The organism is Actinomadura sp. B10D3 (assembly GCF_039871695.1).
In the GTDB taxonomy this organism is placed as follows: Bacteria; Actinomycetota; Actinomycetes; order Streptosporangiales; family Streptosporangiaceae; genus Spirillospora; species Spirillospora madurae.
In genome coordinates, this window is the sequence record NZ_JBDPLY010000001.1 from 243,370 (window position 1) to 265,231 (window position 21,862).

20 protein-coding genes are annotated in these 21,862 nt (G+C 72.7%); 10 read left to right on the top strand and 10 right to left on the bottom strand.

Annotation, left to right across the window (positions count from 1 at the left end; translation table 11 throughout):
• Positions 1–27 precede the first annotated feature (27 nt).
• The 5 genes from ABGB11_RS01005 to ABGB11_RS01025 are packed head-to-tail and all read left to right on the top strand — an operon-like array spanning position 28 to position 4,594.
• Positions 28–393 (top strand): hypothetical protein, encoded by a 366-nt coding sequence (locus tag ABGB11_RS01005; protein ID WP_021593231.1) that lies wholly within the window; start codon positions 28–30, stop codon positions 391–393.
• Positions 394–433: 40 nt separating this feature from the next.
• Positions 434–3,085, top strand: a complete 2,652-nt coding sequence (locus ABGB11_RS01010) for a nitrate- and nitrite sensing domain-containing protein (protein ID WP_347627751.1) — start codon at positions 434–436, stop codon at positions 3,083–3,085.
• The gene (locus ABGB11_RS01015; RefSeq protein ID WP_021593229.1) at positions 3,082–3,501 is read left to right on the top strand and encodes a roadblock/LC7 domain-containing protein; all 420 of its coding nucleotides are present in this window, start codon (positions 3,082–3,084) and stop codon (positions 3,499–3,501) included. The genes ABGB11_RS01010 and ABGB11_RS01015 overlap by 4 nt, the downstream gene beginning before the upstream one ends.
• 6 nt (positions 3,502–3,507) lie before the next feature.
• Positions 3,508–3,948, top strand: coding sequence for a DUF742 domain-containing protein (locus tag ABGB11_RS01020; RefSeq protein WP_347627753.1), 441 nt, complete (start codon positions 3,508–3,510; stop codon positions 3,946–3,948).
• A complete protein-coding gene (locus tag ABGB11_RS01025; RefSeq protein ID WP_347627755.1) occupies positions 3,929–4,594 on the top strand; it encodes an ATP/GTP-binding protein in 666 nt (221 codons plus the stop codon). Before ABGB11_RS01020 ends, ABGB11_RS01025 begins: the two co-directional genes overlap by 20 nt.
• Here ABGB11_RS01025 and ABGB11_RS01030 read toward each other — a convergent pair.
• On the bottom strand, positions 4,591–5,103 hold the full coding sequence (locus ABGB11_RS01030) for a helix-turn-helix domain-containing protein (RefSeq protein WP_347627757.1): 513 nt from the start codon (positions 5,101–5,103) through the stop codon (positions 4,591–4,593). The two genes, ABGB11_RS01025 and ABGB11_RS01030, sit on opposite strands and share 4 nt — an antisense overlap.
• 65 nt (positions 5,104–5,168) lie before the next feature.
• On the opposite strand from ABGB11_RS01030, the gene ABGB11_RS01035 reads away from it, so the two are divergent.
• Positions 5,169–6,593, top strand: coding sequence for an MFS transporter (locus ABGB11_RS01035; RefSeq protein WP_347627759.1), 1,425 nt, complete (start codon positions 5,169–5,171; stop codon positions 6,591–6,593).
• A 434-nt stretch (positions 6,594–7,027) separates the two neighbouring features.
• On the opposite strand, the gene ABGB11_RS01040 is transcribed toward ABGB11_RS01035, so the two are convergent.
• Both ABGB11_RS01040 and ABGB11_RS01045 read right to left on the bottom strand, forming a co-directional pair.
• A complete protein-coding gene (locus ABGB11_RS01040) occupies positions 7,028–7,252 on the bottom strand; it encodes a helix-turn-helix transcriptional regulator (protein ID WP_347627761.1) in 225 nt (74 codons plus the stop codon).
• On the bottom strand, positions 7,252–7,857 hold the full coding sequence (locus tag ABGB11_RS01045) for a DUF2975 domain-containing protein (protein WP_347627763.1): 606 nt from the start codon (positions 7,855–7,857) through the stop codon (positions 7,252–7,254). The genes ABGB11_RS01040 and ABGB11_RS01045 overlap by 1 nt, the downstream gene beginning before the upstream one ends.
• Positions 7,858–8,177: 320 nt before the next feature.
• Here ABGB11_RS01045 and ABGB11_RS01050 point away from each other — a divergent pair, with 320 nt between their 5' ends.
• Positions 8,178–8,654 (top strand): hypothetical protein, encoded by a 477-nt coding sequence (locus ABGB11_RS01050; RefSeq protein WP_347627765.1) that lies wholly within the window; start codon positions 8,178–8,180, stop codon positions 8,652–8,654.
• Here the strand turns inward: ABGB11_RS01050 and ABGB11_RS01055 are convergent.
• The gene (locus ABGB11_RS01055; protein WP_347627767.1) at positions 8,651–9,067 is read right to left on the bottom strand and encodes a MarR family transcriptional regulator; all 417 of its coding nucleotides are present in this window, start codon (positions 9,065–9,067) and stop codon (positions 8,651–8,653) included. The genes ABGB11_RS01050 and ABGB11_RS01055 overlap by 4 nt on opposite strands.
• Before the next feature lie 81 nt (positions 9,068–9,148).
• Between ABGB11_RS01055 and ABGB11_RS01060 the strand changes: the two genes are divergently transcribed.
• Entirely contained in the window at positions 9,149–9,961 is an 813-nt protein-coding gene (locus tag ABGB11_RS01060; protein WP_347627769.1) for a transporter substrate-binding domain-containing protein, read from the top strand.
• Here ABGB11_RS01060 and ABGB11_RS01065 read toward each other — a convergent pair.
• Together ABGB11_RS01065 and ABGB11_RS01070 are read right to left on the bottom strand one after the other, a co-directional pair.
• Positions 9,958–10,521 (bottom strand): hypothetical protein, encoded by a 564-nt coding sequence (locus tag ABGB11_RS01065; protein WP_347627771.1) that lies wholly within the window; start codon positions 10,519–10,521, stop codon positions 9,958–9,960. The two genes, ABGB11_RS01060 and ABGB11_RS01065, sit on opposite strands and share 4 nt — an antisense overlap.
• On the bottom strand, positions 10,518–11,729 hold the full coding sequence (locus ABGB11_RS01070) for a hypothetical protein (protein ID WP_347627773.1): 1,212 nt from the start codon (positions 11,727–11,729) through the stop codon (positions 10,518–10,520). The genes ABGB11_RS01065 and ABGB11_RS01070 overlap by 4 nt, the downstream gene beginning before the upstream one ends.
• 200 nt (positions 11,730–11,929) lie before the next feature.
• Between ABGB11_RS01070 and ABGB11_RS01075 the strand changes: the two genes are divergently transcribed.
• Entirely contained in the window at positions 11,930–12,760 is an 831-nt protein-coding gene (locus ABGB11_RS01075) for a DUF6338 family protein (RefSeq protein ID WP_347627775.1), read from the top strand.
• Between the two features lie 3 nt (positions 12,761–12,763).
• Here the strand turns inward: ABGB11_RS01075 and ABGB11_RS01080 are convergent, their stop codons facing one another.
• A complete protein-coding gene (locus tag ABGB11_RS01080) occupies positions 12,764–16,288 on the bottom strand; it encodes an indolepyruvate ferredoxin oxidoreductase family protein (RefSeq protein ID WP_347627777.1) in 3,525 nt (1,174 codons plus the stop codon).
• A gap of 103 nt (positions 16,289–16,391) precedes the next feature.
• Between ABGB11_RS01080 and ABGB11_RS01085 the strand changes: the two genes are divergently transcribed.
• Positions 16,392–16,874, top strand: a complete 483-nt coding sequence (locus ABGB11_RS01085) for an Lrp/AsnC family transcriptional regulator (RefSeq protein ID WP_347627779.1) — start codon at positions 16,392–16,394, stop codon at positions 16,872–16,874.
• A 15-nt stretch (positions 16,875–16,889) separates the two neighbouring features.
• Here the strand turns inward: ABGB11_RS01085 and ABGB11_RS01090 are convergent, their stop codons facing one another.
• From ABGB11_RS01090 to ABGB11_RS01100, 3 genes are read right to left on the bottom strand one after another with little or no spacing between them, the layout of a single operon-like run.
• The gene (locus ABGB11_RS01090) at positions 16,890–18,110 is read right to left on the bottom strand and encodes a GAF domain-containing SpoIIE family protein phosphatase (protein WP_347627781.1); all 1,221 of its coding nucleotides are present in this window, start codon (positions 18,108–18,110) and stop codon (positions 16,890–16,892) included.
• A 47-nt stretch (positions 18,111–18,157) separates the two neighbouring features.
• Complete coding sequence (locus ABGB11_RS01095; protein WP_347628537.1) at positions 18,158–19,255, bottom strand: acetate/propionate family kinase; 1,098 nt, start codon at positions 19,253–19,255, stop codon at positions 18,158–18,160.
• Positions 19,255–21,615, bottom strand: coding sequence for a phosphoketolase family protein (locus tag ABGB11_RS01100; protein ID WP_347627783.1), 2,361 nt, complete (start codon positions 21,613–21,615; stop codon positions 19,255–19,257). The genes ABGB11_RS01095 and ABGB11_RS01100 overlap by 1 nt, the downstream gene beginning before the upstream one ends.
• Positions 21,616–21,862 lie beyond the last annotated feature (247 nt).

Sequence of the window (21,862 nt, forward strand, 5' to 3'; positions counted from 1 at the left end):
ATTCCCGGTACGGCGATGGGATGTGCCATGCCCAGTGATCTCCACAGGTCCCCCGAGTACTACCGGTCGGACGGACTGCGCGCCACGGCGGAGGAGGCCCAGCGGCTCCTGCTCGACGTGCGCGGACGCCTGGTCGCCCAGGACGTCATCCGCGTCGGCGCCGTCGTCGTGGTCGTCTCGACCTGGTTCACCGTGATCGACCTCGGACTCGCGGCGAACGGAAGGCCGCTGCTCTGGCAGACGATCGTGTCCGACCACGCGATGCACGCGGACATCGGGCAGTACACCACGCGGGAGCGGGCCGTGCGCGGGCACGCGCAGGCCGTCGAGATGATCTCGGGCCGGCTGCGCGGCCTGGTCGCCCGCGCGGCCCTGGACGAGGCTCGCCCCTGACCCCCGCACCCCCCGGCCCCGGCATGAGGTAGTGAATCCGATGACCTCCAAGACACCCCGCGACGACGCGTCCGGCCGCGTCCGGCGGCGGCGCCCGATCCGGCTGCGGATCACGGCGCTGCTGCTGGTCCCGCTGGTGTCCCTCATCACCCTGTGGGCGTTCGCCGCGAACATCACGCTCGGCGACGCCTTCGACAAGTACGACTTCTCGACGACGTACGAGAAGATGGGCCTTCCCGGCATCTACCTGGTGAACCAGCTCCAGGCGGAACGTTCCCTCAGCGTCGTCGCGCTCAGCACCCGCGACCCCGCCGACCGGCAGAAGCTCGGCGGGCAGCGCGCCCGGGTGAGCGCCGTCGAGAAGGCGTTCCGCGGGACCGCGCTGTCGCCCGAGGCGCGGGACGCGGCCGAGCCGGAGACCAAGCAGCGGCTCGCCGAGGCGATCAAGGCGCTGGACCGGCTGCCGCAGCTGCGCGCCCGGGTCGACTCGGGGCAGGTCCAGCCGCTGGAGGTCATCAACTCCTACAGCACGATGCTCGACCAGGTGATCAAGGTCTTCAACGGCCTGGTGACGGTCAACGACGTCGCGATCCTCACCCAGGGCCGCGCCCTGATCAGCCTCGGCAACGCCCGCGCCTACATGCTGCGGCAGGACTCCCTCGTCGTCGCCGCGATGGCGCGCAACGGGCGGCTCACCCAGGCCGAGCACACCGCGTTCGTCCAGTGGGCGGCGGAGGGCCGGCGCGAGTTCGACGCCGGGCTCGCCGACCTCAACGACAAGATCCGGGGGCCGCTCCAGCAGCTCGCCGCGTCCGACGGGTTCAAGCGGTACCGGGCGGCCGAGACCGCGATCGTGAACGCGCGCGGCGACCGGCTGCCGCCCGAGGCGGCCGACTGGCAGGCCACCACCCAGCTGCTGTCGCAGGCGTGGGCGCAGAAGGTCACCGAGGCGAGCCTCGCGCTCAACGAGATGGCCAAGCCGATCGGTGAGCGGATCATCATGCGGCTGGTCCTCGCCGGCGGGTTCGGGCTGCTCGCGGTGATCGCGTCCATCATCCTGTCGCTGCTGGCCGCGCGCAGCCTGTCGCGGGAGCTGCGCGGGCTCCAGCGCGCCGCGCTGAACCTCGCCGAGGACCGGCTGCCCGGCGTCGTCGCCCGGCTGAGACGCGGCGAGGAGGTGGACGTGGACGCCGAGGCGCCGCCGCTCGTCATCGGCAAGAGCCGCGAGGTCGCGAGCGTCGGCGACGCGTTCACCAAGGTGCAGCACACCGCGATCGAGACCGCCGTCCGCGAGTCCTACCTGCGGCAGGGCATCAGCCGCGTGTTCCTCAACGTCGCGTGGCGCAGCCAGTCGCTGCTGCACCGGCAGCTGCGGATGCTGGACGAGATGGAGCGCGACGCGTCCGACCCGAAGGTCCTGGAGGACCTGTTCCGCCTCGACCACCTCACCACCCGCATGCGCCGCCACGCCGAGGGCCTGGTCATCCTGTCCGGGACGTCCCCGGGCCGCGGGTGGAGCCGCCCGGTGCACGTCGAGGACGTGCTGCGCGCCGCGGTCGCCGAGGTCGAGGACTACACCCGGGTCGAGGTCGTCGTGGTGTCCGGGCAGGCCGCGGTGATCGGCGAGGCCGTCGCCGACATCATCCACCTGCTCGCCGAGCTGATCGAGAACGCGACGGTGTTCTCGCCCGCCCCGACCGAGGTGCTCGTCCGCGGCGAGATGGGCGCGAACGGGTTCGCCGTCGACATCATCGACCGCGGCATCGGGCTCGACCAGTCCGAGCTGGACGCGCTGAACCTGCGGCTGCAGCGGCCGCCGGAGTTCGACCTGGCCGTCACCGACCGGCTCGGCCTGTTCGTCGTCTCCCGGCTCGCCGGGCGGCACGGCATCAAGGTCGCCCTCCAGCCGTCCCTGTACGGCGGCGTCAGCGCTGTCGTGCTGATCCCGCGCCGGCTGATCGTGGACGTCGACCAGCCCGAGGACGAGAACGTGGCCGCGGGCGCCCCGCGGGGGGACGTCCCGGTCGCGCGGGCGGGGGCCGCCCAGCAGAACGGGGCGACGCCGCCGAACGGGTCGCTGAAGGCCTGGCCCGAGCAGGCGCCGTCGTCGTCCACGGCGATGCTCAACGCCCCGGTGTACGACACGTCCGCGCCGCCCGAAGCGCCGGCGTCCTTCGAGGAGCAGCCGGAGTATGACGCGACGGTGGGGTTCGACGACGGTGCCCAGACCCCGACGTCGTACGGGACCCCACCGTCGCACGGGTCGCCCCCGGCGTTCGACGCCACGCGCCCGTTCCAGGCCGGCGGGCCGCACATCCCCGCCTACGGCCACGACCCCTACGCCGGGTCGAGCGGCCAGTACGAGACGCCGGCCTCCTTCGGGGAGGGCGCGGTGTCGTTCGGCCAGACCGCCCCGTTCGGGCAGGCGCAGGCGTCCGGCGGCGGGCGGACCCCGCTGCCGCGCCGGGTGCGCGGCGGCAACCTGGCGCCGCAGCTGCGCGATTCGGACACCTATCAGGAGGAGCCCGCCGCCACCACCTTTCCCGACGACGCGGTCGCCGCGTGGGAGGAGCGGTCGGCGGAGGCCTCCCGTGACCTGTTCGCGTCCTTGCAGGCGGGCTGGCTGCGCGGCCGGGACGAGGACGAAGGGCCCGCCGAGGGTCCCGCGAACGGCATGGAGGGAAGATCATGACCCAGCAGGGAGTCGCGGCCGAGCTGAACTTTCTCCTCGACGATCTGGTCGACCGGGTCCCGCAGGTCCGCAAGGTCGTCGTCCTGTCCCGGGACGGGCTGGTGATGGGCATGTCGCGGGGCGTCGGGCGGGAGGACTCCGAGTACCTCGCGGCCCTCGCCGCCGGATTCCACAGCCTCGCGGTGGGGGCGCGCCCGCAGCTGGACTCCGGCGAGATCCGGCAGACGATGATCGAGATGGACAAGGGCCTGTTCTTCGTCGTCCCCGCCGGCGCCAACAGCTGCCTGGCCCTGCTCAGCGAGGTCGGCGCGAACGCGGGCCTCGTCGCCTACGAGATGACGATGCTGGTCAAGCGGGTCGGCAGGCAGTTGTCCACCGGACTGAGACAGGGCGCGCCCGGCCCCGGACACAGGTGACCCGGCATGGACCCCAGCGACGTTCCCGGTGCTCCTCGGGGTCCCGGCAGAGAGCGATGGCTCGATGCCGCCGCCGGGCCGATCGTCCGGCCGTACGCGGTGACGCGCGGCCGCACCCGCGCGAGCGGCGAGCACCTGGACATCGTGGCGATCCTCGTCGCGACCGGCCGGGAGCCGCCCGAGCCGGGCCGGCTGTCGCGCCAGCAGCGCCGGCTGCTGGCGCTGTGCCGGCGTCCGCACGCGCTCGCCGACCTCGCCTCGGACCTGAACCTGCCGCTCGGCGTGATCCGGGTGCTGGCCGGCGACCTGATCGACTCGGGGCTCGTGGACGTCCAGCGGTGGTCCGCGCCCCCCTCGCCGACGTCGCCCACGACACCGGTCTACGTCCAGCCGCACAACGACCCGAACCTGCTCAGGAGGGTTCTCGATGAGCTCCGTGCGCTCTAGTCTCGACGAAGCCGGCGCGGGGGGCCGCACCCCCGCCGCCGGCCACGACCCCGTCCAGGACGAGGCCGACGAGCGGGCGGACGGCCCGCGGGTCGCGCTGAAGATCCTCGTCGCCGGCGGGTTCGGCGTCGGGAAGACGACGCTGGTCGGCGCGGTCAGCGAGATCCGGCCGCTGCGCACCGAGGAGGCGCTGACCGACGCGAGCGTCGGCGTGGACGACCTCGACGGCGTGGCCGCCAAGACGACCACGACGGTGGCGATGGACTTCGGCCGCATCACGCTGCGCGACGGCGTCGCGATCTACCTGTTCGGGACGCCCGGCCAGGAGCGGTTCTGGTTCATGTGGAACGAGCTGTCGCGCGGCGCGCTCGGCGCGGTCGTGCTCGCCGACACGCGGCGGCTGATGGCGAGCTTCGCCTCGATCGACTACTTCGAGCGCAAGGGCACCCCGTTCATCGTCGCCGTCAACTGCTTCGACGACGCGGAGCGCTACGAGCCGGCCGAGATCCGGACGGCGCTCGACATCGACCCGCACGTCCCCGTCCTGCTGTGCGACGCGCGGCACACGGTGTCGGCGAAGCAGGTGCTGGTGTCGCTGGTCGAGCACGCGCTGCGGCTCGCCGGCGGCACCCGGCACGCCTCCTAGTCCGCGGCTCCCCGGTCCTCCGCTCCGCCGTCGGACTCTTCCGGCGGGCCCATGACGATCTCGTCGACCCCGACGTCGTGGCCGTCGGTACATCTGACCTGCGCTGTCACGCGCTCGCCGCAGTCGCTGTGGGTCAGCATGACCTGGCGCCCCTCGTCGCCGGGCAGGTAGGTCTCGCCCCACTCCATGAGGCTGACGAGGGTCGGCGCGAGGTCCAGGCCCATCTTCGTCAGGTGGTACTCGTAGCGCGTGCGCTGCCCGGGCTCCTGGTAGGGCTCCTTGCTGAGCAGGCCGAAGTCCACGAGGTGGCGCAGCCGGGCGGTGACGGCCGATTCGGTCATGCCCAGGTTGCGCACGAAATCACCGAAACGGTTGGTCCCGAAGAAGGCCTCGCTGAGCACCAGGACCGCCGACGGCGGACCGAGCGCGGCCAGGGTCCTCGCGACCGGGCAGTTCTGCATCGACCAGGCGTCACGGTCGGCGAAGTGCCCCTCAAGTGCGATTGTCACCCGCCCACTATAAACCTGCTGACTTCGCTTGACCAAAGTCAGGTGGCTCGCTAGCCTCCCTGACTATGGTGGAACAAAGTCAGGTACGCACGGGGCCGGTGCTCGCGGTGCTCTCCGTCGCCTCCTTCATGGCGGGCCTCGACCTGTTCATCGTCAACGTGGCCTTCGACGACATCGGCCGCGACTTCGCCGGGCAGTCCATGGCCGACCTGTCCTGGGTCCTCAACGGCTACGCCATCGTCTTCGCCGCGCTGCTCGTCCCGCTCGGGCGGCTCGCCGACCGCTACGGCCGCAAGAAGGGCCTCGTCCTCGGCCTCATCGTCTTCACCCTCGCCTCCCAGGCCTGCGCCGCCGCCCCCGACCTGTGGTCCCTGGTCGCCTTCCGCGTCCTGCAGGCCGCCGGCGCCGCCGCCCTCATCCCCACCAGCCTCGGGCTCCTGCTGTCGGCCTTCCCCGCCGCCCGCCGCGGCGGCGCCGTCCGCATCTGGTCCGCCGCCTCCGCGCTCGCCGCCGCGGCCGGCCCCGCGATCGGCGGCGTCCTCGTCGACATCTCCTGGCGCTGGGTCTTCGAGGTCAACATCCCCATCGGCATCGCCGCCGTCGTGCTCGCCGTCCGGCTCGTCCCCGACTCGCGCGAAGGCGTCACCGCCCGCGTCCCCGACCTGCCCGGCACCGCCGTCCTCACCCTCGCCGTCGCGCTGCTCGCCCTCGGCGTCGTGAAGATCAACGACTGGCCCGGCGAGCAGACCACCCTCGTCATCGGCGCCGCGCTGCTCGGCCTCACCTGGTTCTGGCTGCGGTCCCTGCGGCACCCCGCGCCCGTCATCGAACCCGCGCTCCTCGCGGTCCGCACCTTCTTCTGGTCCAACGCCGCGATCCTGCTCTTCACCGTGGCGTTCGCCGCCAACCTGCTCCTCGGCGTCCTCTGGATGCAGCAGGTCTGGCACTACTCGCCCATCAAGACCGGGCTCGCCGTCGCGCCCGGCCCGCTGATGGTCCCCATCATGGCGCTCATCGCCGGACGCCTCGTCGCCGCGCGCATCCCCGTCGGTCTGATCACCGCCGCCGGGTGCATGCTCTGCGCGTTCGGCGTCGTCATGATCGCGATGAGCCTCGGCCCGGCGCCCGCCTACGCGACGCAGATGCTGCCGGGCTGGCTCATCGGCGGGACGGGCGTCGGACTCGCCCTCCCCACCATCCTGTCCGCCTCCGCCGCCGACCTGCCCTCCCACCGCTACGCCACCGGCAGCGCCGTGGTCAACATGAGCCGGCAGATCGGCACCGTCCTCGGCGTCAGCCTCGCCGTCGCCGTCCTCGGCACCCCGCACGGCTACGCCGACGCCCACACCGCCTACGTCAACTCCTGGCTGATGGTCGGGGGGTTCATGGTGATCGCCGCGATCGCCGCCCTTGGCATGACCCCCCGCCGCCTCCAGCCGACCCGCCCCGTCCCCGAGCCAGAAACGGAAGTGATCGCCGGCGCCTCATAACCCCGAAGACACGGGAGACGGGCGAAGCCTTGACCCGGACCGCGAGGTTCGGTTCGTCCGGAACCCGCACAGCAGGCACCTCATCCGGAGAGGTGCCTGCTGTATTTGTTTGTGGTTTTCGGGGTTCGGGGCCGTGGGGGCCCGAACCCCGAAAACCACGTGCGATTGCTGCATCGCTCCGGCTCGCCTAGCGGCTCGCTGCGCGATCAGGTTCTTGCTTCGCTCGAACCTGCCTTCGGACGCAATCGCGACTGTTTGGGTTGTTGGGGGGTTGCTGTACCGGCTGAGGTTGTCGCGTCCGACGGTTGCTGTCCGCGCGCCCGGTGGTTCGGTTGCTGGTCTTGTGGCTGTTGGTGGCTTGTGGTTGCTGTCTGCGCGGCCGACGGTTGCTCGCCCAGCGCCCGACGGTCGCCGTCTGTGCGCTGGTGGCTGTCCTAGGGCTTTTCGTGGGTTAGTAGGTCGCCTGGTTGGCAGTCGAGTTCTCGGCAGAGGGCGCTCAGGGTGGTGAAGCGGATCGCCTTGGCCCGGCCGTTCTTGAGGATGGACAGGTTGACCGGTGTCACGCCCACGCGTTCGGCCAGCTCTGTGAGGGTCATGCCGCGGTCGGCGAGGAGCGTGTCCAGGTGGACGGAGATGTGGTGGGGGTCTTCCGGGGGCATCAGACCAGGCCCTCGGTGTCGGCGCGCAGGCGGGTGCCGTGGGCGAACGCGCCCGCTAGGGCGGCGACGAGGATGGACAGGATGACCGTTGAGGTTTGCAGGGTGTAGGTGGAATTGACCGTATCGGTGAGGGGGGTGCCGCTGATCAGGGCATCGGTGGTGATCATGTCGAGGGCGGGGACGGCGGTGGCGGTCACGAGGAGGGTGACGGCGATCGCGTAGAGGCGCCGGCTGTTCGCCGGGACGAAGACGTCACCGGTCCGGAACGTCACGGCCATCCGCATGAGGAGGGACAGGATCACGATGATCAGCGCCGCGTGGACGACGTGGGGGGTGGCCAGCAGGACGCGGTCCCAGAAGGCGGGGTCGGCGAACGCCAGTTCGGCGTCGTGGGTGCCCTGGAGGGTCGTGCCGCCGGAGCGTAGGGCCGGCACCTCCGCCGGCTTGTCGATCTGGACGTTCCGGGTGTCGATCGGGGGGAACGGGCCGGTCACTCCGAGGACGGGGAAGAGTATCTGGAACAGGCCGACCAGCAGGAGGGCCAGGCCGATCGTGAGTTCCAGGGCGTGGCTGTCGATTCGGGTCCAGGCGGATCTGGGGGGCATGACGACTCCTTCGGTTATCGTTTCTCGATAATAACGATAAACGATATGGTGTCGTCAAGTCGGCGTGCTCTCAGGCCTGGAGGACGGTGATGACCACCAGGGCCAGGGTGACGACCGCGAAGAGGCCGTGGCCCAGGACGACCGGGATCGGGAAGGAGCGCTCGGGTGCGGTGCTCTCACCGCGGTGGTGGTGTCGCCCATGCGCCAGCCGAAGCCGGCCACGTAGGCGAAGGTCACGGTGAGGTTCAGGGACATGTGGACCAGGGCGGTGCGGAAGGCGCGGTTGCCCCCCCCGCTACGGAAGTCCGGGCGTCCGGCGGGTGGGGCAGGCGCCCAAGGTGTACGAGCCGTCCGGGCTCGACGTGCGGGTCAGCATCCCGCAGCGGGAGCACGGGTTCCTGGCGAGCATCCTGATGGACGCCGTCCGCGGGCAGGTCGAGGGGGAGAGCGGCAGGGACGCGGCGGTGCGGGCCGCGGGGGAGCGCGGGCGCGCGCTCGGTGAGGCGGAGAGCCGTCCCGTCAGGGGCGGGCGGCTCGGTGTGGAGCGTGCTCTGACGTGCGCGGCGGAGGTTCTGGAGCGGCACGGGTTCGAGCCCGAGCGGGAGGGGCCGGCCCGGCTGTGGCTGCGCAACTGCCCGTTCCACCCGCTGGCCGGGGACGATCCCGATCTGGTGTGCGGGGTCAACCACGCGTTCCTGGCGGGCATGGTGGACGGGCTCGGCGCGTCCGCCATCGAGGCCGTGCTCGCCCCCGGTCCGGGCCGCTGCTGTGTGGAGTTCGGGCCCGCTGGGCCTTAGCCTTCCAGCGTCTTCAGCTCGGCGCTCAGGCGGTCCAGGATGGGCGCCAGGTCGCGCAGTTCGGCCAGGTGGACCCGTGTCAGCTCGGCCAGCGTGCGGTCCGCCGCGGGCGTCAGCCGCACCCGCATGACCCGGTTGTCGTCGGGGTCGCGCTCACGCCGGACGAGGCCCGCGGCTTCGGCGCGGTTGATCAGCTCGACCGTGCTGTGGTGGCGGAGCAGGAGGTGGGCGGCCAGCTCGCCGACGGTGGGCGGACGGTCCCTTCCGTGGCCCCGGACGGCCAGGAGCAGCTGATGCTGGGCGGGGGTCAGGCCGGCCGTGCGCGCCGCCTCCTCGCTCCAGCGCAGGTAGCGGCGCAGGCCGGTGCGGAACGCCAGCAGCGCGGCGAAGTCCTCCTGGCTGAGTTCCTGCACACCCCTCCGTTCTCGGTGCTCGATGGTATCCGGCGGACGTGTCGTGTCCCGATAGGGTTGGCGGATCGTGGAGGTGCGGCTGTGGGTGCAGGACGGGTTCTGGCGGCGGTCGTGCTGGTCTTGGGGGCCCTCACCGCGTGCGGCCAGGGTGGGAGCGAGTCGCTGCTGGACAAGTCGACCCTCGTCGTGGGGGTGCGGCCGGACCTGCCGGGGCTCGGGCTCCGGCGCCCGGGCGGGCGGTTCGAGGGGTTCGACATCGACGTCGCCCGGTACGTGGCCGGCCGGCTCGGCAAGAAGGTGCGCTTCGTGCAGGTGCTGGCGTCGGAGCGGATCCCGTCCCTGACATCGGGCCGCACCGACCTGGTCTTCGCGACGCTGTCGGTCACCCCGGAGCGCAAGACGCGGATCGCGTTCGCGGGCCCCTACTACATGTCGTACCAGGACGTGCTCGTGCGGACGGACGAGCGCGGCGTCAAGGGCGTGCGCGACCTGAAGGGCCGCCGGTTCTGCGCGGTCGAGGGCGCCGACCCGATCCAGCGGCTCCTCGCCGTGCACGGCATGACGGCCACGACCGTCCCGGCGCGGAGCTACGACGAGTGCATGGAGATGATCAAGGGCCGGTCGGTGGACGCGATCACGACGAACGACGTGATCCTGGCCGGGCTCATCAAGCAGGAGGGGCGGGGCTACCGGCTCGTCAACGCGCGGATCAGTGAGCAGAACACCGGGATCGGGCTGCGCAAGGGCGATACCGACGGGTGCGAGGCGCTCAACCGGGCGATCACCCGCATGTACCAGGACGGGACGGCGGCGACGCTGATGGACCGCTGGTTCGGGGGCACCGGCCTCGACCTGTCGATCATCGAGGTGCCGCAGTTCGAGGGGTGCGTCTAGATCTCGGCGTGGTCGAGGATGACGTGCAGCTCCCGCGCGCGGCCGCCCGAGATACCGCCCTCGCGGGTCCGGGTGGCGATCTTGTGCTGGAGGAAGGCGACGTCCCGGCGGCCCTGCCGGCCCCGGTGGAGCATCCCGTTGATCACGTTGGTGAGGTCGAGCCCGACGTCGTCGCGGACGTCCCCGGCGGCGATGCCCTCGTGCACGGAGTGGCGGAGCCTCAGCAGGGCTTCGTGCACGCTCGTGCCGGGCGGATCCTTCGGTTCGGGCGGTTCGGGTTCGCCGGTCGTCGGCTCCGGTGCCGGCGGGGGCGGCTCGGGTTCCGGTGTCTCGGACGGCGACGCCGTGGCGGTCGGGGAGGCCGCCTGGAGCGGGAGGAGCCGCCCGGCCGAGCGGTCCCGGCTGGAGAGCGTGTCGCCGATGCCGAGGACGAGGATGGTCGCGGCGACGATCGTGGCGGTGGCGACGGCGCCGATCGCGAGCCAGGGGAGGCGGGACGTGTGCGGCGTGCGGTCGAGCTCCTCGCGCCGCCACCCCGTGGGCACCTCCTCGTCCGTCATGCCTGGATGGTGGCGAGGACGCGGTTGAGCTCGTCCGCGAGGTCGGGCGAGAGGCCGCGCTCCCGCCGGCGGGTCACGATCTTGTCCTGGAGCGAGGCGATCCGCTGGTTCACGTCCACCTGCCGGTCCGAGGTGAGGTCGTTCTCCAGGTTGGTGATGACGTTGTTCAGGTCGATCGCGACATCGGAGCGGATCTCGCCGGAGGCGTAGCCGCGGGAGACGATCGGGCGGAGCCGTCCGAGGGCGCTCGTCACGCCCGCGTCCGTGGCGGGGGGTCTGGTCCGTGGCGGTGTGGACGGCGGCGGCGCGGTGCCCGTCCGGGCCGGCGGGACGGTGATCGGGCTGCGCGGTGCCGACACGAGGATCGCGGCGGCGGCCGTCGCGGGGATCGCGACCACCAGGGCCACCGCGGCGAGGCGGACGCCCGTCCTGCGGGGGCGGCCACGCGGCGCGGGCGGCGGCCGCATGGTCCTGGTGCGCTGCCCGGCCCGCGGGGCCGCGCCCGGCGCGGTGAAGGCGGCGTTCGGCGGGCCGTCGTCGGCGCCGAGCAGGTCGGCGATCTCGCCGGCGGACGGGGGGTCCGCGCCCAGGCAGCGGGCGGCGAGCGCGGACAGCTCCCCGGGCGCCCCCGGTGAGAGGCAGGAGGCGAGGACGGTGCCGAGCGCCCGCACGTCGGCCGCCTTCGCGTCGGCGGCGATCGCGAGTTCCGTCCCGGCTTCGGCGGGATCGCGCGCGGTGCGCACGATCCCGCCGAAGCCCATGTCGACGACCTTGACCTCGTCGCACGTGAGCATGACCTTGCCCGGCTTCAGGTCGCCGTGCGGGACCCCGGCGGCGTGCGCGGCCTCCAGCGCCCCGGCGATCTGCCCGCAGACGTCGGCCGCCTCGGACGCGGTGAGCGGACCGCGCCCGAGCCGGTCGGCCAGCGTCTCGGCGCCGCCGAGGTACTCGGTCACGACGAAGGACGCCAGCCGCCCGGAGGCGTCGCGCGTCCGGTCGCTGTCGTAGACCGTCTCCAGGACGGCGTGGGACAGCCCGGCGGCGCGGTTGACGCCCTCCTGGAACGCGCGGCGCAGGTCGGCGCGGTCGGGGGCCAGCAGCTTCACCGCGACGGGACGGCCGAGCAGCTCGTCCCAGGCGCGCCAGACCTCCATCGTGCCGCCGTCGTCGAGACGCTCCACGAGGCGGTAGCGATCCGTCAGCCGCAAGCCCGATTCCACTCGACCGTCACCCTCGTCGCTGTCCGGCGCCGGGCGTGGTCCCGGCATGTCAGGAGATACGCGCCGCCGGTGCGGCCGGTTCGACGGGGCCTAATTGGATTATTCGTCAGCCGTCTTGATGTTGAGATTCCATGGTCCAACTGAAAGGATCTGAAACTCATGATCCCCGATGGCGGACTGGGGTGACCATGACCGAGGCTTCCATTGTCGTGCCCGTCGCATTGCTGGCCCTTGCGGCCGTTCCGGGCATGCATTTCGACCTGATGCGCGGGCGCCGGGAACGACCCGGCCTGGCGACCGCGCCCCCGCGGTGCCCGCGGGTCCTCATCGCCGGGACGCTGATCACGACCGTGACCCTGACCGTGCTGGAAGCGCTTGGTCAGGGCTCGCTGCTCGGTCTCGGCGATCTCCTCGGCGGGCGCGGCCGTCCGGAGATCGCCCCGCCGGAGGCGATCTGGACGGTCTGCTGTTACCTCGCGTTTTCCCTGACGCTGTCCTCTCTCGCCGCGGCGGTATTGGCGCGGCTGGAGAATCGCCCGGGGCCATTTCCACCGGCCGTGCGCCCGGACACGCGATTGCGCACCGACTATTCCGAACGCGAGGTCGAACTGGAAATCACGTTGAACAGCGGCGCGACCTTTCGGGGGCTGCTCGGGGAGGAGTCGGCGGGGCGCGGTCCGGAGGTGCCCTTCATCACCCTGTGCGGGCCGATCTTCCAGCTGGACGGGCACGGCAAGCCGCTGCCGCTGGACGCGCTGCACTGGGAGCGGATGGTCGTGCCGACCCGTGCCGTGACGAGCGTCCTCGTGCGCCCGGTCGAGGAGCAGCCGCCGCCGACGGTGTTCCGGGGCGTCCCGTCCCGGCACTCCGCGCCGCGGATGCGGCTGCGCGACCAGCTGCGGATGCTCGTCGAGCAGTGCTACGAGCATCGGCTCGCGCCGCGCCCGCTCGCCAAGCTCCTCGCACTGCAGATGGTGGTGATCGCGCTGGTCGGCGCGGTGACCGGCGCGATCACCTGACCGTCACACCCGGCTCGGCGACCGCTCGGCGCGCCAGGCGGCGAGCAGCTCGCGCAGCCGCTCCTCGTAGCGGGCGATGTTCGCGGCCTTGACGTCCTCGTACCCGCGGACCATGTCCGGCAGTCCGGCGATCTCGACGGCGAGGTCGTGGCGGCCGGTGTCCAGCCCGGCGACCAGCTCGTTCACGACCGCGACGTACCCGGTGACGAGCCGGCGTTCGGCGCGGCGCTGCGCGGTGGCGCCGAACGGGTCGAGCGGGGTGCCGCGCAGCCGCCGCATCGCGCGCAGCGCGCGGAACGCCGGGCGGGCCGACCGGCCGAGCGCGATCTTCCGGTCCATGCCCATCGCCCGCAGCAGCGGCGGGTGCAGCATGTACGCGACGGTGGAGCCGGCCCCGAACTGCTCCTCGGCGCGGCGGGCGAGTTCCGGGTCGAGGTGCAGGCGCGCGACCTCGTACTCGTCCTTGTAGGCCATCAGCTTGTACAGGTTGCGCGCGACGGCGACCGCGAGCCGCCCGTCGGCGCCCGCCCGCTCCTCCGCCCTGGCGACGCGCAGCACGGCGTCCAGGTACCGCTTGGCGAGCGCGAGGTTCTGGTACGCGGCGAGGTCGGGGACGCGGAGCCGCAGGACGCGGGCCAGCTCGCCCTGCACGTCCGACGCCTCGACCAGGGCCAGCGCGGCCGGCGCGGTCGCGTCCAGCGGCCTCGGGGACGTCGCCGGCGCCGCCGCGGGCGGGGCCGCCCAGCCCGGGTCGAGGACGAGGCGGCGCCCCGCCCGGAACGCCTGGACGTTCGCCTCGACCTGCACGCCGTTCAGCGCCAGGGCCTCCTCGATCGCCTTCGCCGACAGCGGCAGCAGCCCCGACTGGTAGGCGGCGCCGACCACGACGAAGTTGGCCGTGGCCGTGCCGCCGAACCAGCGTTCGGCGAGCGCGAGCGCGTCGAGGGCGACCAGCCGGTCCGCGCGGGTGCGGTCCGCGATCCGCCGGACGAGGGACGCGCTCGGCGGCAGCGACGCCGACGTGTCGACGATCATCCGCCCGGTCGGGACCTCGCTGGTCGACACGACCGCGGCGGTGCGGTCCGGGGCGCAGCGGCGCAGGTTCGGCTCCGACGTTCCAGCGAGCGAGTCGAACACCAGGTAGGCGTCGGCGCCACCCGCCCCGACCATGCCGGGCCGGTCCCGTCCGGCGTCCCCGATCCGCAGGTGCGACACGACCGCGCCGGCCTTCTGGCTGAGCCCGGTCTGGTCGAGCGCGCGGGCGTGGCGGCCGTCGATGAGGGCGGCGGTCGCGAGGACCTGGTTGACGGTGACGACGCCGGTGCCGCCGATGCCGACGAGCAGGACGTCCGCCGACTCGGGACGGGACGCGGGCTCGTCCGGCTCGCCGATCCGCGGCAGCGTCGGGCGGGCCTTCTTCTCGCCCGGGACGACGGTGACGAACGAGGGGCAGTCGCCGTCCAGGCACGAGTAGTCCTTGTTGCAGGACGTCTGGTTGATCTGCGTCTTGCGCCCGAACTCGGTCTCGACCGGCTCGACGCTCAGGCAGTTGGACTTGGTGCCGCAGTCGCCGCAGCCCTCGCAGACCGCCTCGTTGATCAGCACGCGGGTCTTCGGGTCGGGGGCCTGGCCGCGCTTGCGCTTGCGCCGCGTCTCGGCCGCGCACGCCTGGTCGTACAGCAGCACGGTGACGCCGGGGATCTCGCGCAGCTCCCGCTGGACGGCGTCGAGGTCGTCGCGGTGCCGGACCTTCACGCCGGGCGCCCAGTCCGTCCCGCGCGGGTAGCGGGACGGGTCGTCCGCCACCACGACGATCTTCGCGACGCCCTCGGCGTGCAGCATCCGGGTGACCGCGGCCGGGTCGGAGCCGCCGTCGGCGTCCTGCCCGCCGGTCATCGCGACCGCCGCGTTGTAAAGGATCTTGAACGTGATGCTGGTGCCGGCCGCGACGGCCTGCCGGACGGCGAGGCTCCCCGAGTGGAAGAACGTCCCGTCGCCGAGGTTCTGGAACATGTGCGGGGTGTCGCTGAACGGCGCCGCGCCGACCCACATGGCGCCCTCGCCGCCCATCTGGGTCGTGCCGATGCTGCGGTCCTGGAAGACGGTCATCACGTGGCAGCCGATGCCGCTCGCCGCGACCGACCCGTCCGGGACGACGGTCGAGCGGTTGTGCGGGCAGCCGGAGCAGAAGTAGGGGGTGCGGGTCGCGCCCAGCAGCTCGATCCTGGGCTTGCGCGGCGCCAGGACCGGGTCGCGCAGGTCGACGTGCTCCTCGCCGACGCGGTCGGCGAGGAAGCGGGCGAGGGCCCGGGTGATCCGGTCGGCCTCCAGCGCCCCGTCTGGTGGGAGGAGGTCGGTGCCGTCCCGCCCGTCCCGGGGGGTGTGGGGGGTCGTCCCCCCACCCAAGACAGGCCCCTTCTTGCCGTGGACGGCGGGGCGGTCCGCCAGGTCGTACAGCAGGTCGCGGATCTGCGTCTCGATGAACGGCCGCTTCTCCTCCACCACGACGATCTCGCGGAGGCCGCGCGCGAACTCCCTGAGCCGTCCGGCGTCCAGCGGGTAGATCATGGCGAGCCGCAGCAGCCGGACGCCGCGCCGGGCGAGCGCCTCGTCGTCCAGGCCGAGCCGGTCGAGGGCCTCGCGCAGTTCGAGGTAGGTGCGCCCGGCGGCGACGAGTCCGATGGCCGCGTCACCGGTGGCGCCCTCGATCCGGTCGAGGCCGTTCGCGGCGGCGTAGGCCGCGGCCGCCCGCAGCCGGCCCTCCAGGACCTCGGGTTCGAGGGACGTCGTGTCCTTGAGGTCGACGCCCGGCTTGCGCGTCGGCCGCCACGGCCGTCCCCGCCAGGCGAAGTCCGGGAGCACTGGGTCGGGCACCGGTTCGGCGTCCACCGTCTCGTACGAGTCGGCGACGTCGGTGACGACCTTGAAGCCCGTCCAGGCACCGCTGAACCGGGACATCTCGAACCCGTGCCGCCCCAGCCGGAGCAGGTCGCCCACCGACGCCGGGACCAGCACGGGCATGAACGCCTCGGCGAGCGCGCCCTCCGTCGCCGACGGGAGCGTGGACGACTTCGCGGACGGGTCGTCGCCCACCACCGCGAGCACCCCGCCGCGCTCGGACGTCCCCAGCCAGTTCGCGTGCTTGAAGGCGTCCAGCGACCGGTCGACGCCCGGCGCCTTGCCGTACCAGAGGCCGAAGACGCCCTGGTAACGCGGCCCCGGCAGGTGCTCCACGAGCTGCGACCCGTACACCGCGGTCGCCGCGAGCTCCTCGTTCACCCCGGGCACGAACCGGATGTCGTTGCCTTCGAGAAGCTTCGCGTCGCGCATCAGCCGCTGGTCGAGGCCGCCCAGGGGGGACCCGCGGTAGCCGGACACGAACCCGGCGGTGGTCCAGCCGCGGCGGGCGTCCGCGCGCCGCTGGTCCAGCAGCAGCCGGACGAGGGCGTGCACGCCGCCGATCGCGATCCGCCCGCGCTCCAGTTCGAGGCGGTCGCGGAACGGCGAGGAAGAAACGGTGGTGCTCATGGTGGCATTGAGCACGTCCCGCTGAGCGGTGTGCAAGATGGTGGGACGATAATTGAGCGGATTGCTCAAGTCAGGATCGAGTCACCCGCCGGAGCTGAGCATTGTGACCCGTACCACGCTTCTCGATCTCCAGATCCTGCGCCGCCTCGTCGAGCAGCCGCGGATCGGCGTCACCGAGCTGGCCGCCAAGCTCGGCATCGCCCGCAACACCGCGCACGCCCGCGTCGAGCGGCTCGAACGCGAGGGGGTGATCGGGCACCGCGGCCGGGAGGTCGACCTCGGCGCCATCGGCTTCGAGCTGACCGCCTTCGTCACGCTGGAGGTCGCGCAGGGCCGGCTCCGCGAGGCGGCCGTCGCGCTCTCCGCGATCCCGCGCGTTCTGGAGGTGCTCGGCATCACCGGCCAGGGGGATCTCCTGGTCCGCGCGGTCGCCCCGAACGGCAAGCAGCTGCACGAGGTGATCGACTCGATCCTGGCGTGCCCCGGCGTCCGCCGCAGCACCACCTCGATCGTCCTGACGCACCAGGTCCCGTTCCGCATCGGCCCCCTTCTGGAGGACGAGGAGAACCGGGCCCGGGCCCGCTGACGGCGGCCCCGGGCCTCAGACCGCGGATCGGCGCATCAGCAGCAGGGCGACGTCGTCGCTGGCCGGGTCCCGGCCGATGAGCGCCGACATCACCGCGGCGGCGACCTGCTCGGGCGGGCCGGCGTAGGTGGCCCCGCAGAGCTTCTGGATGCCGGTGAGGATCGAGTTGTCCCGCCGCTCGATCAGCCCGTCGGTGTAGAAGCCCAGCAGGGAGCCCGGGGGGAGGTCGACGGTCGTGGTGCGTCGGGGGGCCACCTCGTCCAGGCCGATCAGGACGTCGAAGGCCACGTCGACGGCGCGGGCCGGGGCGCCCGGCGCGGCGAAGACCGGGGGAGGGTGGCCCGCCGAGGACACCCGGACCCGCCCCGTGCGGGGATCGCACAGCGCGTACGCGACGGTGGCCGTCGCCTCGGGCTCGAAGTGCAGCATCTTCCGGTTGAGCCTGTGCAGGACCTCTCCCGGGTCGTCCGATTCCAGCGCGTAGGCCCGCAGGGCGCTGCGCATCCGGCCCATGATGACGGCCGCCGGCAGCCCGTGTCCCGCCACGTCCCCCATGACGATGCCGATCTCGCCCGAGGGGAGCGGGAACATGTCGTACCAGTCCCCGCCCACGATCGCCTTGCCGGGACGGTAGCGGGCGGCGAGCTCGAAGCCGGGGACGTCGGGGAGTTCGGACGGGATCAGGCTGCGCTGCAGTTCCTGCGCTCCCGTGTGCTCGGCCTGGGTCAACATCGACTGCACCGCCATTGCCGCCTGGGACGCTGCGAGCTGTAGGAGTTCCTCCTCCTCCGCGGTGAAGCGGCGCGGGGCGAGCGTTCCGACGTGCATGACGCCCACCAGGGTGCCGCTGCGGATGAGCGGTACGCCGAACAGTGAGTGGAGGCCCTTCTGGACCAGGAGCGGGTTGAACACGTCGGCGGTCGGCACATCGGCGATGTAGATGGGCCGCCGCTCGGCCGCGACGCGTCCGGCGAACCCCCGGCCCACCGGGACGTGGGCGGCCTGGGTGACCTCTTCCTCAAGGCCCCGCGCGGCCGCCGCGACGAGATCGCGTCCCGGCCTGTCGAGGAGGAGGACGGTCGCGGTGTCCACGTCCAGGACGTCCTGGATCCGTTCGAGGAGCGTGTCCAGGAACGTGTCGACGTCCACGTGGGCGAACGTCTCGCCAATGAGCGCCTTGATGCTCTCCAGCTTCCTGGCCGCAGTGCCCTCCACAGCGCCTGAGGGGGTATCCACTGTCACACTTTATTGTGGCTAACTAGTGTTTCACCACAATCGCATGGTCAAGGCGGTAATGTCCCATCTGTCGCACCCCGGCGCAGGCGGCGCCGGACGGCCGCGGCGATCTCCAGGTCCTCGCGGGCGGTGACGACCAGGGTCCGGACGGCGGCGCCCGCGTGGGTGATGTCGGCGTCCCCGTCCGCGGCGGCGTTGCGGTCCGGGTCGACGGCGGTGCCCAGGTAGCCGAGGTCCTCGGCGAGGCGCATCCGGACGGACGGGTCGTGCTCCCCGACGCCGCCGGTGAACACGAGCGCGTCCAGCCCGCCGAGCGAGGCGGTCATCGCGGCGGCGCAGGCCCGGAGCCGGTGGTGGTAGACGTCCAGGGCGGCGAGGGCGGTGACGTCGTGGCCGGCGGCCAGCTCGCGGATGCGGCGCATGTCCCCGGTGCCGGTCAGGCCGCGCAGCCCGGAGTCGCGCTCCAGCGCCCGGTTCACCTCCTCGGCGGGGATCCCGTGCTTGATCAGCCACAGCGGGACGCCGGGGTCGATGCTGCCCGCCCGCGACGCCATGACCAGGCCTTCCAGCGGCGTGAAGCCCATCGTGGTGTCCACCGACCGGCCGCCGGCGACCGCGCACAGCGAAGCGCCCGCGCCGAGGTGGCACACCACCATCCGGAGCCCGGCCGGGTCGGTGCCGAGCAGCTCGCCCGCCCGGCGGACGGCGTAGGAGAACGACAGCCCGTGGAATCCGTAGCGGCGCAGGCCGAACCGCTCCCGCCACTCCCGCGGGAGCGCGTACGTCGAGGCCTCGTCCGGCAGCGTGGCGTGGAACGCGGTGTCGAAGCAGGCCACGACCGGGACGCCCGGAAGCGCCTCGGTGACCGCCGACAGCGCCTCCAGGGACGCCGGCTGGTGCAGCGGGGCGAGGTCGGCGAGGTCGCGGAGCCGCGCGGTGACCGTCGCGTCGACGCGCACCGCCTCGGTGTAGTCGGTCCCGCCGTGGACGAACCGGACGCCGATCGCGTCCGGCTTCGGCAGCCCGCCGACCAGCCCGGCCAGCTCGTGCTCCGCGCCCGCGTCGTCCGCGAGGACCGTGCCGTCGGGGTCGAGCAGGCTCACCTTGAGGCTGCTCGACCCCGGGTTGACCGTCAGGACCCGCATCAGTACGGCCACGTCCAGTCGCCGACCTCCGGCGCGTCCTCGCCGTGCTCGCGGGTGTAGGCCCGCATGAACAGGCGCTGGTCGGCCATCCGCTGCCGGATGTGGGCGACGCGCCCGCCGAGCGACGGGACCCGGTCGATGACGTCCATGACCAGGTGGTAGCGGTCGAGGTCGTTCAGCATGACCATGTCGAACGGCGTGGTCGTCGTCCCCTCCTCCTTGTAGCCGCGGACGTGCAGGTTGGGGTGCCCGGCGCGGCGGTAGGTGAGGCGGTGGACGAGGTAGGGGTAGCCGTGGAACGCGAAGATCACCGGCTTGTCCGTGGTGAACAGGGCGTCGTACTCGCTGTCGGGCATGCCGTGCGGGTGCTCGCTGGGCGGCAGCAGCCGCATCAGGTCCACCACGTTCACGACCCGGACGCGCAGGTCGGGGAACAGCCGCCGGAGCAGGTCCGCGGCGGCGAGGGTCTCCAGAGTCGGGATGTCGCCCGCGCAGGCCAGCACCACGTCCGGGTCGGCGCCGCCCTCGGTCGAGGCCCACTCCCAGATGCCGATGCCGCGGGTGCAGTGCGCGACGGCGGCGTCCATCGGCAGCCAGTTCAGCGCGGGCTGCTTCCCGGCCACGACCACGTTGACGTAGTCCCGGGACCGCAGGCAGTGGTCGCCGACCGACAGCAGCGTGTTGGCGTCCGGCGGCAGGTACACCCGGACGATCTCCGGCTTCTTGTTCATCACGACGTCGAGGAAGCCGGGGTCCTGGTGGGTGAAGCCGTTGTGGTCCTGCCGCCACACGTGCGACGACAGCAGGTAGTTCAGCGAGGCGATCGGCCGCCGCCACGGCAGGGCGCGGGTGACCTTGAGCCACTTCGCGTGCTGGTTGAACATCGCGTCGACGATGTGCACGAACGCCTCGTAGCTGGTGAACAGCCCGTGCCGGCCGGTGAGGAGGTAGCCCTCCAGCCATCCCTGGCACAGGTGCTCGCTCAGCACCTCCATGACCTGGCCGGACGGCCCCTGGTGCTCGTCGGTCGGGAGCCGCTCGCCCTGGAAGACGCGGTCGGTCGCCTCGAACACGTCGCCGAGCCGGTTGGACGCGGTCTCGTCCGCGCCCATGATCCGGAAGTTGGACGGGTTGGCCCGGACGACGTCGCGCAGGAACGTCCCGAACGTCCGGGTGGCTTCGGAGGTCGTGGTGCCGGGCTTGTCGACCGGGACGGCGTAGTCGCGGAAGTCGGGCAGCGCCAGCGGCTTCAGCAGCAGCCCGCCGTTGGCGTGCGGGTTGGCGCTCATCCGCCGCTCGCCCTCGGGCGCGAGGGCCCGCAGCGCGGCCACCGGGCGGCCGTCCTCGTCGAACAGCTCGTCCGGGCGGTAGGAGCGCAGCCACTCCTCCAGATGCGCGAGATGCCCGGGGTCGTCGCGGACGCCGCCGAGCGGCACCTGGTGGGAGCGCCACGTGTTCTCGACCGGGCGGCCGTCGACCTCCTTCGGGCCCGTCCAGCCCTTGGGGGACCGCAGGACGATCATGGGCCAGCGGCGCCGGGCGGAGACCCGGCCCGCGCGGGCGCCGTGCTGGATGTCGGCGATCTCGTCGAGCGCCTGGCCGAGCGCGGCGGCCATCTTGCGGTGCATGGACGCCGGCTCGTCCCCGCTCACGAGGAACGGCCGGTACCCGTACCCGTCGAGCAGCTGCACCAGCTCCTCCTCGGGGATCCGCGCCAGCACCGTCGGGTTCGCGATCTTGTAGCCGTTCAGGTGCAGGATCGGCAGGACGGCCCCGTCCTTCACCGGGTCGAGGAACTTGGTGGAGTGCCAGCTCGCCGCGAGCGGCCCGGTCTCGGCCTCGCCGTCCCCGACGATGCAGGCGACGACCAGGCCGGGGTTGTCGAACGCCGCCCCGTACGCGTGGGCGAGCGAGTACCCCAGCTCACCGCCCTCGTGGATGGAGCCGGGGGTCTCCGGCGCCACGTGGCTCGGCACGCCGCCGGGGAAGGAGAACTGCCGGAACAGCCGGCGCATCCCCGCGGCGTCCTGCGAGACGTCCGGGTACACCTCGCTGTAGGTGCCCTCCAGCCACGCGTTCGCGACCGCCGCGGGTCCGCCGTGCCCCGGGCCCATGATGTAGATCATGTCCAGGTCGCGGGCGCGGATCGCGCGGTTCAGATGCGCGTAGCAGAAGTTGAGGCCCGGCGAGGTGCCCCAGTGCCCGAGCAGCCGCGGCTTGATGTGGTCCCGGGCGAGCGGCTCGCGCAGCAGCGGGTTGTCGAGCAGGTAGATCTGCCCCACGGACAGGTAGTTGGCGGCTCTCCAGTATGCGTCGATCTCCCTCACGTCGTCGTCGGTCATGGCGACGGACTCGGCCATGGCGCGTCCCTCCGGTGCTCGTACCGCCCTGGGGGAATCACGTCCCCCGAACCGGCGTCCTGAACCGTCACGGCGAGCCCATCATCGGTACGCGCGCCGGGCCAGGGCCGAACGTCCCGCGCGCCCGGACACCGCGCACACCCCCGCACACGAACGAGGCCACGGCGCCCGGCCGTGGCCTCGTTCCCCCACCCTGGATGCGGACGCCGGCCGGTTACAGGGGCGGTGATCGCGCCGCTGATCGGCG